Origin of the sequence: Alishewanella sp. d11 (assembly GCF_049390205.1) — a bacterium.
GTDB lineage: Bacteria > Pseudomonadota > Gammaproteobacteria > Enterobacterales > Alteromonadaceae > Alishewanella.
The window spans coordinates 2135855-2149219 of the sequence record NZ_CP186547.1 but is presented as its reverse complement, the minus strand read 5'-3'; the positions used below and the strand labels follow the sequence as shown (position 1 = coordinate 2149219).

Sequence of the window (13365 nt, the reverse complement as noted above, 5' to 3'; positions counted from 1 at the left end):
ATACTTAGCTATGGTGCATAAAAAAGTCCACCTACCCGAAAAGATTTGCCCGATATGCGGCTTATCTTTTAGTTGGCGCAAAAAGTGGCAGCGAAATTGGGCAGAAATAAAATACTGTTCAGAGCGCTGCCGAAGACAACGTACCTTGCAAAAGACCACACAATAAGCATGCAAATTACTTTAGCCCCAATGGAAGGTGTGGTTGATCATCTTATGCGAGAAATGCTCACCGAGATCGGTGGCTATGATCTCTGCATTACCGAGTTTATCCGCATTGTTGATCAAAAACTGCCGCCTCGGGTATTTACCCGACTCTGTCCAGAATTACTGCAAGACGGCAAAACCCTTGCAGGCACTCCGGTAAGAGTGCAATTACTCGGACAAGAACCCAACTGGTTAGCTGAAAATGCCGAGCGCGCTATAGCGTTGGGATCGCCAGGAGTAGACCTCAACTTTGGTTGCCCAGCAAAAGCCGTTAATAAAAGCCGTGGCGGAGCCGTACTGCTGCAAGATACAGAGCAACTTTATAAAATTGTGAGCGCTGTGCGATCAGCGGTACCCAAGAATTTCCCTGTGAGCGCCAAGATCCGTCTAGGCTACGAAAATACTGATTTAGCCATTAGCAACGCTATGGCAATTGCTGAAGCTGGTGCCAGCAGTTTGGCCATTCACGCCCGCACGAAAACCGACGGCTACCGGCCACCCGCCTATTGGCCTTGGATCGCCAAAATCAAACAACATGTCAGCATTCCACTTATTGCCAACGGCGAAATTTGGAACGCAGCACAGGCAGCACTTTGCCAACAACAAAGTGATTGTCAGGATTTAATGCTCGGTCGTGGCGCCCTAGCTATGCCAAACTTGGCGCAGCACATCAAACAAGGCCAAGCCCCCCTGCCTTGGTCAGAAGTTCTAAGATTATTGATGCACTACTCAGAATTTGAGATAGCAGGCGATAAAGGCAAGTATTATGCGAACCGCGTTAAACAATGGTTTAGCTACTTGAAATTACAATATCCAGCAGCATCTGAGATGTTCGCCCAGCTGCGTTTACTTACCAAAAACAAAGATATTCTAGAGCTACTACAAAAAGGGGTCAGAGCTAATATGTAAAAAGGGGTCAGAGCTAATAAACTGCTATTTTCATAAAGCTATTGAGTAACAATGCTTTATTAAAAGTTAGCGTTAATTAGCTCTGACCCCTTTTTCGCCTTTTTCGGTGGTTAAGACCAATTCAGGATGACTTTACCGGATTGGCCTGAACACATAATCTCAAAGCCTTCTTGGAAGTTCTCCATTGGCATTTCGTGGGTGATAATCGGCGTTAAATCTAAACCGGATTGAATTAAACTGGCCATTTTGTACCAAGTTTCAAACATTTCACGACCATAAATGCCTTTTATGACTAAGCCTTTGAAGATCACTTTATTCCAGTCAATCGCCATGGTTGAAGGCGGAATACCCAGCATGGCAATTTTGCCACCATGGTTCATCGTATCCAGCATGCTATTAAAGGCTGCCGGTACGCCAGACATTTCCAAGCCAACGTCAAAGCCTTCCGTCATCCCAAGTTCTTGCATCACGTCTTTTAAGTTTTGCTTGCTAACATCTACCGCGCGGGTCGCCCCCATCTTCAGGGCTAAATCTAAACGGTACGGGTTCACATCTGTAACTACAACATGACGGGCACCCACATGCCGTGCTACCGCAGCGGCCATAATGCCGATGGGACCAGCGCCGGTAATTAGAACATCTTCACCCACTAAATCAAACGACAGCGCTGTGTGCACTGCATTACCGAAAGGATCAAAGATGGCAGCGATATTATCCGGAATATTATCGGCCAGTTTAAAGGCATTGTAGGCTGGGATTACCAAATACTCAGCAAAGGAGCCAGTTCGGTTAACACCCACACCAATGGTATTTCGGCATAAATGCACCCGACCGGCGCGGCAGTTACGGCAGTAACCACAAGTAATATGGCCTTCGCCAGACACGCGGTCGCCAATGCTAAAGCCGCGCACTTCTGAGCCCATACCTTCAATCACACCCACATATTCATGGCCAACCACCATGCCATGTGGAATGGTATTCTGTGCCCATTCATCCCACTTGAAGATATGCACATCGGTGCCGCAGATGGCGGTTTTTTTTATTTTGATCAAGATATCGTTCGGGCCGACCTCAGGTTTCTCCACCTCAGTTTGCCAAATACCTGGTTCTGCTTTTAATTTTGCTAATGCTTTCATTTTTTACGCCCCGCCTTATGCGATCACGCCCATGTCTTTACCAATGCGGATAAAGGCCGCAATGGCTTTATCCAACTGCTCTGTTGTATGTGCTGCAGAAATTTGCGTCCGGATCCGCGCCTGCCCTTTTGGTACTACTGGGAAAGAGAAGCCCACCACATAGATCCCTTCTGCCAGCATGCGCTTAGCCATTTCCGCGGCGACCTTGGCATCACCCAGCATCACCGGAATAATGGCATGATCTTTACCCGCTAAGGTAAAGCCGGCTGCGGTCATCTGCTCGCGGAAATAATTAGCGTTTTGCCACAGTTTGTCACGCAGCGCATCGCCCTGCTCCAGCATCTCTAGTACTTTGATTGAAGCCGTAACGATTGATGGCGCCAGTGAGTTTGAGAATAAATAAGGACGCGAGCGCTGGCGCAGCCATTCGATAATCTCTTTTTTACCTGAGGTATATCCGCCAGACGCACCGCCTAAGGCTTTACCCAAGGTACCCGTAATAATATCAACGCGGTCTAGTACGTCACAGTATTCATGGGTGCCACGGCCAGTTTTGCCGACAAAACCGACGGCATGGCTGTCATCGACCATTACCATGGCATTATATTTATCGGCTAAATCGCACACGGTTTTCAGATCGGCAATCACGCCATCCATTGAGAACACACCGTCTGTGGCAATCAGTTTAAAGCGCGCACCATCGGCATCGGCTTGTTGTAACTGCGCCTCTAACTCAGCCATATTGTTATTGGCATAGCGATAACGCTTGGCTTTACAAAGACGCACGCCATCGATAATAGAAGCATGATTCAATGCATCCGAGATCACCGCATCTTCGGCGCCTAAAATGGTTTCAAATAAACCGCCATTGGCATCAAAACATGACGAATACAGAATAGTGTCTTCTGTGCCCAAAAAGGCGCTAATTTTTGCCTCTAGCGTTTTATGGATATCTTGAGTGCCACAAATAAAACGCACTGATGCGACACCAAAACCGTGACTAGATAAGCCCGCTTGAGCAGCGGCAATGAGATCAGGGTGATTAGCCAAACCTAAGTAGTTATTAGCACAGAAGTTTAACACCTGCTCTGCGCCAACCGTCACATTAGCTTGCTGCTGTGAAGTGATAATACGTTCTGCTTTGTACAGACCTTCTGCTTTCACCTCTTCGATTTGTTGTTGTAGGTGTTGCAGAAAAGCGCCATTGCGCATAAAGCCTCCTCTGGCAATGTAGGGGTAACCTTGGTTAGTGTTGCTTTGACGCCTTATTGTACTTTTAACAGGGCGCCACTGCAGTGATTATACCGAAGAATGCCAGCTAGCGTCCTAGCTTAACGTAAAGAATTAACTACAAATCGGCGGCGGCTTTGTCGCTACCCGCTAACTCAGTGTAATATTGTTGTAGTTTATTGATGTCGGGCATAGCTTGTTCAGTGGCGTAAGGCTTGAACAGCAATAACACTTTTAGCACACCACGATATAAATTCGCTTTGTTTACACTGGCTTCGGGAGCTTGTGTTTTTAGGTAACTGATCCAGAAAGTCACTAATAACTTAATATTATGAGCCACATCACGAATATCATTATCATCGATTTTAATCACGCCAGCTGCTTTTAAGGCTTTAATCACCGACATAACCCGCCCCAATACGCCTTGCTGTAGATTTAAATAATCTTGTTGTAAAGCGGGATCTCGCGACAAAATATCGGGCAAGTTGGCATAAAAGAACTGAAAACGCCACATCAGCTCAAACACAATATCTAAATAATCAGTGAGCGCATCGAGCGCTTTAGAGCTATCAGCAGGCGGTTTTATGCGCGTTTCCAATAACTTGGCGTATTCTCGAAAGATTTGGCGCACAATATCTTCTTTATTACGAAAATGGTAATACAAATTACCAGGGCTAATACCCAGATGTGCGGCTATATGATTTGTGGTGACCTGTCGCTCACCCACTTCGTTAAATAAGGCGATACTCGCCTGTAAAATTCTATCTTTGGTTCTAAGCTTCTTTTCCATTGCTATTAGCAGGCTTCTTTTATTAGATGGTTATTTTGATATAGTAACGCCAAATTGAACCAAAATGCCAGTCACCTATAGTAGGAGGCTGCTAAGGAAAAATCTCTGATGAAAGTTCGTGCTATTTACCCCGGCACTTTTGACCCTTTAACTAACGGCCATGCTGACCTTGTTATGCGTGCTGCTAGATTATTTGATACGGTGATTGTCGCTGTAGCCGCTAACCCAAGTAAACAACCGCTTTTTAGCTTAGATGAACGGGTTGCCCTAGCGCAGCAAGCTTTTGCTAATTGCCCGAATGTTAGTGTAATTGGCTTCTCTGGACTGTTAGCTAACTTTGGGAAAGCACAACAGGCACAGGTGTTAATTCGTGGTGTACGCGCTGTGGCTGATTTTGAGTATGAATTTCAACTGGCTAGTATGAATCGCTCACTTAATCCGGAGCTTGACAGTATTTTTATGACACCTTCAGAAAAAAATACTTTTATTTCCTCTACCTTGGTAAAAGAAGTTTGTCGGCATGGCGGAGATGTAAGCAGTTTTGTACCGGAGCATGTGCAACAAGCGCTACAGCAAAAATTCGGTATAACGTAATTTGCTTGTTCGAAAAGGACTTGGAAAACAAAAACGGCAGCCAAGCTGCCGTTTTTATAAATACGACTGATTAACTCGCTTTAGTTTTCGCTTCTAGCTCTGCTAAGCGCTGCACTAATTTCTGAGTATGCTGTAAAGACATTAGATGCGCATAAATTGCCGGGATATAACCCAGTTTACGCAATTCTAAAAACGCCTCGTCACTGAGCTCATTTAACTTTTTGTCATCAACCATATGAATACCGTTGATATTCCGCTTCTCATCATTAATAGTCAGCGTTAATACTTGCTCAGTAATCAGACCCAAACTTTTTAGCTTTTCAGTGAAGTTTTGTGTAATTTGACTAAAATCAACAAACTCAACCATTTGCTGTTTGCGCACGTTTAAAAACTCGCTTTCACTGCTATCATCATTAAACAGCGGGAAACCTTCTGTTTCGTTTACGCGCTCAGAAGCTTCATCAATAGCCACCATTAAACGGTCACTCTCGGGTGCTTCTTGAACTAAAATAAGTGGATAGTTACGGATAACTCTTGGTACGTAGAGCGCATCCCACTTCTCCTCTTTAAGCATCAAGTTCTGCCCTGCAGCCAAACCAAGTAATGCAACAGGTTGCATGCGCTCACTGGCAGGATCTTTCACAAACACTATTGGGAATTCCGCGCCAGCTACTACGAACTCGTGGACTACCACTGGTAGCATGTGCTCATTACGGATATGGTTAAAAGCACGCACATTACTAATTTTGGTTTTAGCGTGGGTTTCTTTGTTCAAGCCAACAATTTTATTCTGTTCCATATACAACTCTGTTCTCTAGATTTAAAAACGACCTGCTGCATCTTATTTTGAATTGTGCAGCTGGCCCAGTTAATGATACCGACAGCTTTTTTATCAGTGCTATCGCTTATCGCTTCTTATATCACAGCTTTCTTCAGGCTGTAAGGGTGCAATTAAGATTAACGCGTAAATTCATAAAAGGTTGGCGAATTAGGCCCAACTGGCGCACCTAATAAGAAAACCCAAATATAAAAGAAAATCACCCAGCCGATAAAGAATATCAAGGTATAAGGCAGCATGGTGGCGATTAAAGTACCTATCCCCATGTCTTTTTTATAACGCGCGGCAACGGCCAAAATTAAACCAAAGTAGCTCATCATTGGGGTGATCAAATTCGTTACCGAGTCGCCAATCCGATAAGCGGCTTGGATCACTTCTGGCGAGTAGCCGATAATCATTAACATTGGCACAAAAATGGGCGCAAAAATGGCCCACTGTGCTGAAGCTGAACCCAGTGATAAATTTACAATGGCACACATAGCGATGAAGAAAATAAAGACTTCCGGCCCAGTCAGCCCGATAGTTTGTAGTAACGTCGCCCCTTTCACCGCCATAATAGCACCCAGGTTTGACCAACCAAAAAAGGCGACAAACTGGGCGGCGAAAAACACCAGCACGATATACAAGCCCATAGAGCTCATACTTTTTGCCATCGCATCAATGACATCACGATCGGTTTTCATGGTGCCAACAATTCGCCCATAAACATAACCGGGAATACCAAACGTAATAAAAATAAAAACGACAACACCTTTTAGAAAAGGCGAGCCCTCGACTAACCCCGTGTCAGGGTTACGTAAAATACCGTCCGCCGGTACTATGCTGTAAGCTAAAAGTAAACAAAGCCCTAAAAAGACTAAACCCGCGCCTTTTAAACCACGTTTTTCAGCGGGTGTTAAAGGATCCAGCTTTTGCTCACCCAAATTAACGCTGGCTTCTGCGGGGTTATATTTTCCAAGTTTAGGCTCAACAATTTTCTCCGTTACGAAAGCGCCCAATATGGCGATGATAAAGGTACTGGCCATCATAAAAAACCAGTTAGCTTCAGGGCCAACAACATAGTTAGGATCAATAATGTTTGCAGCAGAGGTGGTAAAGCCAGCCAATAAAGGGTCAACAGTGCCGATAAATAAGTTGGCACTATAACCACCTGACACACCCGCAAAAGCCGCGGCTAAACCTGCCAGTGGATGGCGGCCTAACGAGTAGAAAATCAGGGCAGCCATTGGAATTAATACCACATAACCCAGCTCAGATGCCGTATTAGAAATGATCCCCGCAAAAACGATAGTCACAGTGACCATCCGCTTTGAGGCATTCATCACTAGGCCACGCATGGCGGCAGAAATTAAGCCGGAGTGCTCAGCGACACTGACACCTAATAACGCAACCAGTACCACACCCAGTGGCGCAAAGCCGGTAAAATTCGTGACAAGATTGGAAATAATTCGGTGTAAGCCTTCCACCGTCATTAAACTGACCACGCGGATAGTGCCATCAGCAGCACGCCCAGCAGCGCCTTCAGGACGAGGATCAATAGCACTCACATCAAAATAAGCCGCTATGCCACTGCCCAGTACCACTGCGATAGCAAAACAAGCAAATAAAGTTACAGGATGGGGTAATAAATTCCCCAAAAATTCAACGGTATCGAGAAAACGGGTAAACCAACCCCGTTTTTCAGCAGCGCTATTTGGCGCTTTGCTGGTGTTTGTCATGCTTTGTGTCCTCTTGGTATACAGCATGCCGCGATATCCATCGCAGCGTTAAAACAGGCTTCATTATTATGTTTTATAACGTTTACGGTGTGGCTAAGCCACCCTATAGCTAGGTTGAAGCGCTGCTAGGTACGTAAAGGGGGTAAATCTATCACAGGAACGCCTAAGCGCAAAGCAGCAAACTGTTAGGTGGCAATGCTGGCAAGGTATATGGATATAATACTTAAACCAGCAGGTAAGCAGAACTCAATTGAATAATGCGATAACTCGCTAAACTTTTTCTCAGATAAAGGCTAAAGTGGCCAGCACCCCGATAACAAAACCACAAATTACAGCTAACGCTAAGACTATTGGCGGTTGTTGTGTTGTGGTGCTCTTGGTTACTGTTTGTTGCAGCACCTGCTGTCTGTCCAGCTCCAGCACAGCACAAAGCGCATTACAAGTTTCAAGCGACCCCTGTCCCTGGCTTTCAACCCGCTGAATGGTCCGCAAGCTTAGGCAAGATACCTCACTAAGTTGTTGCTGGGTCCACCCCCGGTTTAATCGCGCCTCACGAATTGTATTAGAGTCAATATTCATGCCATTGCCTATCTATTAAATCCATTAAATTGTGCATTAGGCACTAAAAAATCTTAGCTAAAATAAAATAGCCCACCAAGTAGCCGACAAAGCCACCAATAATCACTAATGGTAAGAGTTCTTTGAAACAAGCTTTCCAGCTAAAGTGGCTTTTTAAATCATCATACTCATGCAGGAAATGCACTTCATCTTGATCAATCAATTGCTCACCACGATATAATTCAGCTATATAAATACCTTCAAATGCTTCGCTCCAGCTACGAACACCTACCTTAAGGGTATAGCTTTCTCCATCTAACGTAAATTGATGGGTGCTGAGTTTACGCCAAGAGCGCTTTCGCGACACTAACTTGTCGTTAATAAAGATTTTCTCTGCACCTGAAAAACAAGCAAACCAAACTCTAACCTGCTGCCCGTTAACATCAAAGTAAAAATTACCGCCGTTCATTACCGTTAAAGAACTTTCAGGAATGTTGTTTTGCTCACTATTTGTTTGTTCTGAATTTAAATTGGTCATTATCGACTCCATCGCAATATTTTTGTTAACCCAATGATTTTACCAGAACAAGCATAAAAGTTTTTTGCTTCGAAAGCCTCGACAGCGTTATGTCATTCGGTTAAATGGCATATGACAGCAAGCCGACAGATAAAGTAAAAAACTGATTTTATTAGCTTTTTAAAAAATCATTCTTTTTGTGAATTAGCACCAATCTATAAATTGAAATGGGTTTAAAACCATACTGGCGGGATTGTAGCCTAGCACTAAAGTACCGTTGTCGTAGTGCTGACGCTTTTTTACTATGGGTTAAAGTAGATATAACCTTGGAGCTAATAATGCGAGTTATCATAACAGGCGCTACCGGCGGTATTGGTTTTGCTGTTGCCGAGGCCTTTGCCAAAGCCGGACACGAAGTGGTATTGGCCGATTTAAATGAAGCGGCTTTGCAAGAAAAAACCGCGTTACTAACCTCAGCAGGTTGGCAAGCACATTACTGTATGCTGGATGTGACCAATGCGCAGCAGATCAGCGATTGCGCCGCGCGCTTTCCCGCCGATATTTTAATTAATAATGCTGGGATTCAGCATGTTGCAAGGTTAGAAGATTTTCCACCAGAGCAATGGCGATTGCTATTAGAAGTTATGCTAACAGGCCCAGCCATGCTAACCCGTGCCATGTTACCGGGAATGCGCGAACGCAACTTTGGCCGGGTAATTAACATTGGCTCTATTCATGCGTTAGTGGCCTCGCCTTTTAAATCAGCCTATGTAGCAGCAAAGCATGGCCTACTCGGCTTTAGCAAAGTGATCGCCTTAGAAAATGCCGATAAAAACTTTACTATTAATACCATCTGCCCCGCTTATGTAAAAACGCCGCTGGTTGAGAAGCAAATTGCCGCGCAGGCCAAAGAACACCAGCTGACAGAGCAACAAGTGATAGAGCAGATTATGCTGGCACCGATGCCGCAAAAAGCCTTTATTGATGTTAGTGAAATTGCGGCCACAGCGCTTTTTCTATGCCAAGAAGGGGCTAAGCATATAACGGCGCAAACGCTGGTGCTGGACGGTGGCTGGACGGCACGCTAACACCCCTGCTCGTATTTCCGAAATATGAGCTGGCTAAGTACATTGGGTAAACCTTGGGGCATAAAAAAATAAGCAAAGGGATGCAACTGGCAGTCAGTCATCATCTCAGGCACAATCAGGTAATGAAGGTTTGACAATAGCGGCTACCGAGATGATTCAAAATGGCAGTGGTATTGGTTTAGCCACCCTTGCCGCCATTTCATTATTGTATTTATTCGTGTTGTACTGCGTCGGTATTTTTGGCCGACGCATTACCGCGCAGCATCCGCTTGCACCCTGGGTGTTTAGTTTAGCGCTTTCTATTTATTGCACCTCTTGGGCGTTTTATGGCGTTACGGCTCAAGCGGTGGTCAATGGCTGGTGGCTACCGCCTACTTATATTGGTTCATTTCTCTTATTTTGGTTTGGTTTTAAATTAATGTCGCGAGTGGCAGTGGCCTGCCGTCGTTATCGTATTACCTCTATTGCTGACTTTATCGCCACCCGTTTTGGTCACTCTCGCCGCTTAGCGGTATTGATCACTCTGATTTTGATTATGACGGTGATCCCCTATATCACCCTGCAGTTGCATGCTGTAGCAACCAGTATTGATACCTTAGTGGGTTCAGCCACCGGAGCGCATTGGTATACCGATACCGGCCTGTACGTGTGCTTATGGATGGCGGTATTTGCGTTATTATTTGTAGGCAACAGTGCCAGAGCGCATCAGCCCAACCCAGGTTTAATGACCGCGATTGCCTTTGAGTCCTTGGTCAAGTTGTTAGCCCTGCTGGCCATAGCCGCCTTTGTTGGTTGGGGAATGTTTGATGGTTTTGGCAACATTTTCCAGCTGGCCGCCGACAGCTCGGCAGTAAAAACCGTACAACAACAGGCGCTACCCACTTATAGTTATTGGATCCATGTGTTATTAGGCTTTGCTGCCACCCTTTGCTTACCCTGGTTATTTCATGTCAGCTTTGTGGAAAACCAGCGGCTCAGCCATTTACGCAGCGCGCGCTGGATCTTCCCCTTGTATTTATTATTGATGGGCGCGTTTACCCTACCGCTGGGCCTCGCAGGCATTATGTTGTTGGGAGAAAATGCCAATATCGACTTAGTGATCCTGCAATTACCGCTGGCCGCCAATCGTACCGATATTGCCCTGCTGGCCTACTTAGGCGGCTTTTCTGCTGCGACCAGTATGGTGGTGATCGCGAGCGTGGTGCTGGGTATTTTAATTACCAACGAGCTACTCGTTCCCCTGCTGTTTCGGCGTAATAATTTAGTGGACGAGCAACGCAAAGGGCTAAAAGTAGCCACGCTACGCCGTTTAGCCATGTTAGTGGTATTGGCTCTCAGTTTTATCTACTACCGCTTTATTGGCACCGGCACGGGCTTGGCGCAGCTGGGGCTAATGGCTTTTGCTTTAGTCGCGCAACTGGCTCCCGCGCTGATTATGGGGTTATTTTCTAGGCGCATAAATCGGCAAGGCGCCATCGCGGGTTTATGCAGCGGCGCCCTAATTTGGGCTTATGTTTTGTTGTTCCCCGAGTTAGTGCGCGCGGGCATTATTTCTAGCCAAATTCCGCAAACAGGTCCTTTCGCTGTAAGCTGGTTAGCCCCGCAGCAGTTGTTTGGCTGGCAAGGCGACAGTATTACGCTTGGGGTTTTATTAAGTCTAAGCCTCAATGGTGCCATCACCCTCTTGGTAAGCCAGCTAACCAATACCGGTATCAGTGAATGGTTGCAAAGCGGCCGTTTTTTACGTTCCACCAAAGAACCCTTGCAAAAGCCACTGCAACAGTTAAGTATTCAGGAATGTTACTTACTTGTACGCCGCTTTGCGGGTGAGCGCGAGGCGCAGCGCTTATTACAGCGCAATTTAAAAGATCATGAGCCTGATTTACAAGGCTTAGCCAGTGCCAGTTTATTGCAAGCTACCGAGCGCAGTTTAGCGGCCGTATTAGGCGGCGCCTCGATGCGTTTGGTGATGGATGCCTGCGGGCGGCATGCTGGCTTACCCATGGAAACGGTGGAACGCTTTGTTGCTGAGGCTGGACAGGTATTTCGCTTTAATCAGGGGTTGTTGCTCTCTACCATTGATAATATTAGCCAAGGTATAGCGGTAGTCGATGCTGATCAACGGGTGATTGCCTGGAATCAACGCTATATAGAGATGTTTGCGTATCCGCCTGGGATGGTTGAAGTGGGCAAACCGGTAGCCGATTTGATCCGCTTTAATATGCAACGTGGATTAATTGATAGCCAGAATATTGCAACGGAAGTGGCCAAGCGCCTGGATTTCTTACGCCAGGGCAGCCAATATCGGGTGCAGCGCCAACAACAAGATGGCCGTGTATTAGAAATTCAGGGTAATCCCCTGCCTGGAGGTGGCTTTGTTACCACTTATACCGATGTCAGCTCTTTTATCGAAGTGCAGCAACAGCTGGAACAAAGTAATCAGTTGCTGGAACAGCGCGTGGCCGAGCGTACCAGTGAGCTACAGCAGTTAAATAACCAATTGCAACTTACCCAACAACAGCTCGAAGCAACAACAATGGCAAAAACCCGCTTTTTTGCCGCGGCAGGCCATGATCTGATGCAGCCGTTTAATGCCGCCGCCCTCTTTGCCAGCTTACTTAGGCAAAAAGCCAAAGAGCCCGAGCTACAGCAGTTAAGTGAAAATCTTAGCCAATCACTTAATTCTGCCGAAGAGCTGCTGACTGCAATTTTAGATTTAACCAAACTGGACTCTGGCGTGGTGAAAGCACGACATCAAGCCGTGCCAGTGCAACAATTACTGGATGATATTGGTCGCGATGCAGCCATTCTGGCAGAGAAAAAAGGCTTACGTCTGCACATCTTGCCCTGTCGCTTAACAGTCATGACCGATCGGAAATTACTTAAGCGGGTACTGCAAAACTTACTCGCTAATGCTATTCGCTATACGCCAACAGGACGGGTCGTATTAGGGGTAAAACGCCGTAGCAATCAGCTCCAACTCTGTGTGCTGGATACCGGTGTCGGTATCGCCAAAGCGGATCAACAACGTATTTTTGAAGAGTTTCAGCAAGGTAGCCAACCTGATCAAAAAGGCTTGGGGCTGGGGTTAGCCATTGCTCACCGTATTAGCACCATCCTTGAGCATCCATTAAGCGTGCACTCCATAGCAGGCCGCGGCAGCTGTTTCAGCCTGCTATTGCCTAGAGTAAGCAACGCCACTCTAGCGCTAACCCCTTTACCAACCGAGCAGGCTATAACTAAAGATATTAGCGCCAGTTTTGCCGGTAAAAAGGTCCTGTTGCTGGATAATGAAGCCCAGCTACTTCATGCTGTTACTACCCTGTTACAAAGTTGGCACTGCCAAGTCATTAGTGCACAGGATCCGAGTGCGGTTGTCGCGGCGTTACAGCAGGGTTTTCAGCCTGATATCTGCTTATTTGATTATCACCTGGATAATGATGCAACCGGCATTGCCGTTGCCAACCAACTAACGGCGCAGTTTGCGTTAACCGTGCCGGTTATTATTAATTCGGCCGATCATGATCAACAGATCCGCGAGTTGGCATTGAGTAGCGGCTTTTATTTTTTACTCAAACCGTTAAAACCCGTAGCGTTAAAACGACTATTTCAGCGCTTGTTAAAATAACCACCCCTCGCCTAAGCTACCAAGCTGGCAAAGATTGCTAAACTGATAAAGTAAACTTAGTGCACTACCGAGCTCCTTTCTGCAAACTTTGCACCCAAATACGTTACCAACTTCCAATAAATTCAATATATTAGATATTCTTTATTATTTCCAGA

12 protein-coding genes are annotated in these 13365 nt (G+C 45.9%); 5 read left to right on the top strand and 7 right to left on the bottom strand.

Annotated features, from left to right (window positions below):
- Positions 1-10: 10 nt before the first annotated feature.
- Together ACO1PK_RS09750 and ACO1PK_RS09745 are read left to right on the top strand one after the other, a co-directional pair.
- Complete coding sequence (locus ACO1PK_RS09750) at positions 11-166, top strand: DUF2256 domain-containing protein (protein WP_423185442.1); 156 nt, start codon at positions 11-13, stop codon at positions 164-166.
- Between the two features lie 2 nt (positions 167-168).
- Positions 169-1113: a tRNA-dihydrouridine synthase gene (locus ACO1PK_RS09745; protein ID WP_423185441.1), complete on the top strand. Its 945-nt coding sequence runs from the start codon at positions 169-171 to the stop codon at positions 1111-1113.
- A 110-nt stretch (positions 1114-1223) separates the two neighbouring features.
- Here the strand turns inward: ACO1PK_RS09745 and tdh are convergent, their stop codons facing one another.
- From tdh to ACO1PK_RS09730, 3 genes are all read right to left on the bottom strand, one after another.
- Positions 1224-2249, bottom strand: coding sequence for an L-threonine 3-dehydrogenase (gene tdh / locus ACO1PK_RS09740; RefSeq protein ID WP_423185440.1), 1026 nt, complete (start codon positions 2247-2249; stop codon positions 1224-1226).
- A 15-nt stretch (positions 2250-2264) separates the two neighbouring features.
- A complete protein-coding gene (locus ACO1PK_RS09735; protein WP_423185439.1) occupies positions 2265-3461 on the bottom strand; it encodes a glycine C-acetyltransferase in 1197 nt (398 codons plus the stop codon).
- A 136-nt stretch (positions 3462-3597) separates the two neighbouring features.
- The gene (locus ACO1PK_RS09730) at positions 3598-4269 is read right to left on the bottom strand and encodes a TetR/AcrR family transcriptional regulator (RefSeq protein ID WP_423185438.1); all 672 of its coding nucleotides are present in this window, start codon (positions 4267-4269) and stop codon (positions 3598-3600) included.
- Between the two features lie 108 nt (positions 4270-4377).
- Between ACO1PK_RS09730 and coaD the strand changes: the two genes are divergently transcribed.
- Positions 4378-4863, top strand: coding sequence for a pantetheine-phosphate adenylyltransferase (gene coaD, locus ACO1PK_RS09725; RefSeq protein ID WP_423185437.1), 486 nt, complete (start codon positions 4378-4380; stop codon positions 4861-4863).
- A 70-nt stretch (positions 4864-4933) separates the two neighbouring features.
- Here the strand turns inward: coaD and ACO1PK_RS09720 are convergent, their stop codons facing one another.
- From ACO1PK_RS09720 to ACO1PK_RS09705, 4 genes are all read right to left on the bottom strand, one after another.
- Positions 4934-5662 (bottom strand): SapC family protein, encoded by a 729-nt coding sequence (locus ACO1PK_RS09720; protein ID WP_423185436.1) that lies wholly within the window; start codon positions 5660-5662, stop codon positions 4934-4936.
- 158 nt (positions 5663-5820) lie between these two features.
- Positions 5821-7419 carry an AbgT family transporter gene (locus ACO1PK_RS09715; RefSeq protein WP_423185435.1) on the bottom strand — a complete coding sequence of 533 codons (1599 nt, stop codon included), beginning with the start codon at positions 7417-7419 and terminating at the stop codon, positions 5821-5823.
- A 282-nt stretch (positions 7420-7701) separates the two neighbouring features.
- Complete coding sequence (locus ACO1PK_RS09710) at positions 7702-7998, bottom strand: helix-turn-helix transcriptional regulator (RefSeq protein WP_423185434.1); 297 nt, start codon at positions 7996-7998, stop codon at positions 7702-7704.
- 43 nt (positions 7999-8041) lie between these two features.
- Entirely contained in the window at positions 8042-8515 is a 474-nt protein-coding gene (locus ACO1PK_RS09705) for a hypothetical protein (protein WP_423185433.1), read from the bottom strand.
- A 317-nt stretch (positions 8516-8832) separates the two neighbouring features.
- Here ACO1PK_RS09705 and ACO1PK_RS09700 point away from each other — a divergent pair, with 317 nt between their 5' ends.
- Together ACO1PK_RS09700 and ACO1PK_RS09695 are read left to right on the top strand one after the other, a co-directional pair.
- A complete protein-coding gene (locus ACO1PK_RS09700; RefSeq protein ID WP_423185432.1) occupies positions 8833-9582 on the top strand; it encodes a 3-hydroxybutyrate dehydrogenase in 750 nt (249 codons plus the stop codon).
- A gap of 130 nt (positions 9583-9712) precedes the next feature.
- The gene (locus tag ACO1PK_RS09695; RefSeq protein ID WP_423185431.1) at positions 9713-13210 is read left to right on the top strand and encodes a PAS-domain containing protein; all 3498 of its coding nucleotides are present in this window, start codon (positions 9713-9715) and stop codon (positions 13208-13210) included.
- The last annotated feature ends 155 nt before the right edge of the window (positions 13211-13365 follow it).

Bases quoted from the DNA above. Each gene is read 5' to 3' on its own strand.
- ACO1PK_RS09735 (WP_423185439.1), bottom strand. From the start codon at position 3,461: ATGCGCAATGGCGCTTTTCTGCAACACCTACAACAACAAATCGAAGAG.
- ACO1PK_RS09715 (WP_423185435.1), bottom strand. From the start codon at position 7,419: ATGACAAACACCAGCAAAGCGCCAAATAGCGCTGCTGAAAAACGGGGT.
- ACO1PK_RS09705 (WP_423185433.1), bottom strand. From the start codon at position 8,515: ATGACCAATTTAAATTCAGAACAAACAAATAGTGAGCAAAACAACATT.
- tdh (WP_423185440.1), bottom strand. From the start codon at position 2,249: ATGAAAGCATTAGCAAAATTAAAAGCAGAACCAGGTATTTGGCAAACT.
- ACO1PK_RS09700 (WP_423185432.1), top strand. From the start codon at position 8,833: ATGCGAGTTATCATAACAGGCGCTACCGGCGGTATTGGTTTTGCTGTT.
- ACO1PK_RS09750 (WP_423185442.1), top strand. From the start codon at position 11: ATGGTGCATAAAAAAGTCCACCTACCCGAAAAGATTTGCCCGATATGC.
- ACO1PK_RS09745 (WP_423185441.1), top strand. From the start codon at position 169: ATGCAAATTACTTTAGCCCCAATGGAAGGTGTGGTTGATCATCTTATG.
- ACO1PK_RS09720 (WP_423185436.1), bottom strand. From the start codon at position 5,662: ATGGAACAGAATAAAATTGTTGGCTTGAACAAAGAAACCCACGCTAAA.
- ACO1PK_RS09730 (WP_423185438.1), bottom strand. From the start codon at position 4,269: ATGGAAAAGAAGCTTAGAACCAAAGATAGAATTTTACAGGCGAGTATC.
- ACO1PK_RS09710 (WP_423185434.1), bottom strand. From the start codon at position 7,998: ATGAATATTGACTCTAATACAATTCGTGAGGCGCGATTAAACCGGGGG.
- coaD (WP_423185437.1), top strand. From the start codon at position 4,378: ATGAAAGTTCGTGCTATTTACCCCGGCACTTTTGACCCTTTAACTAAC.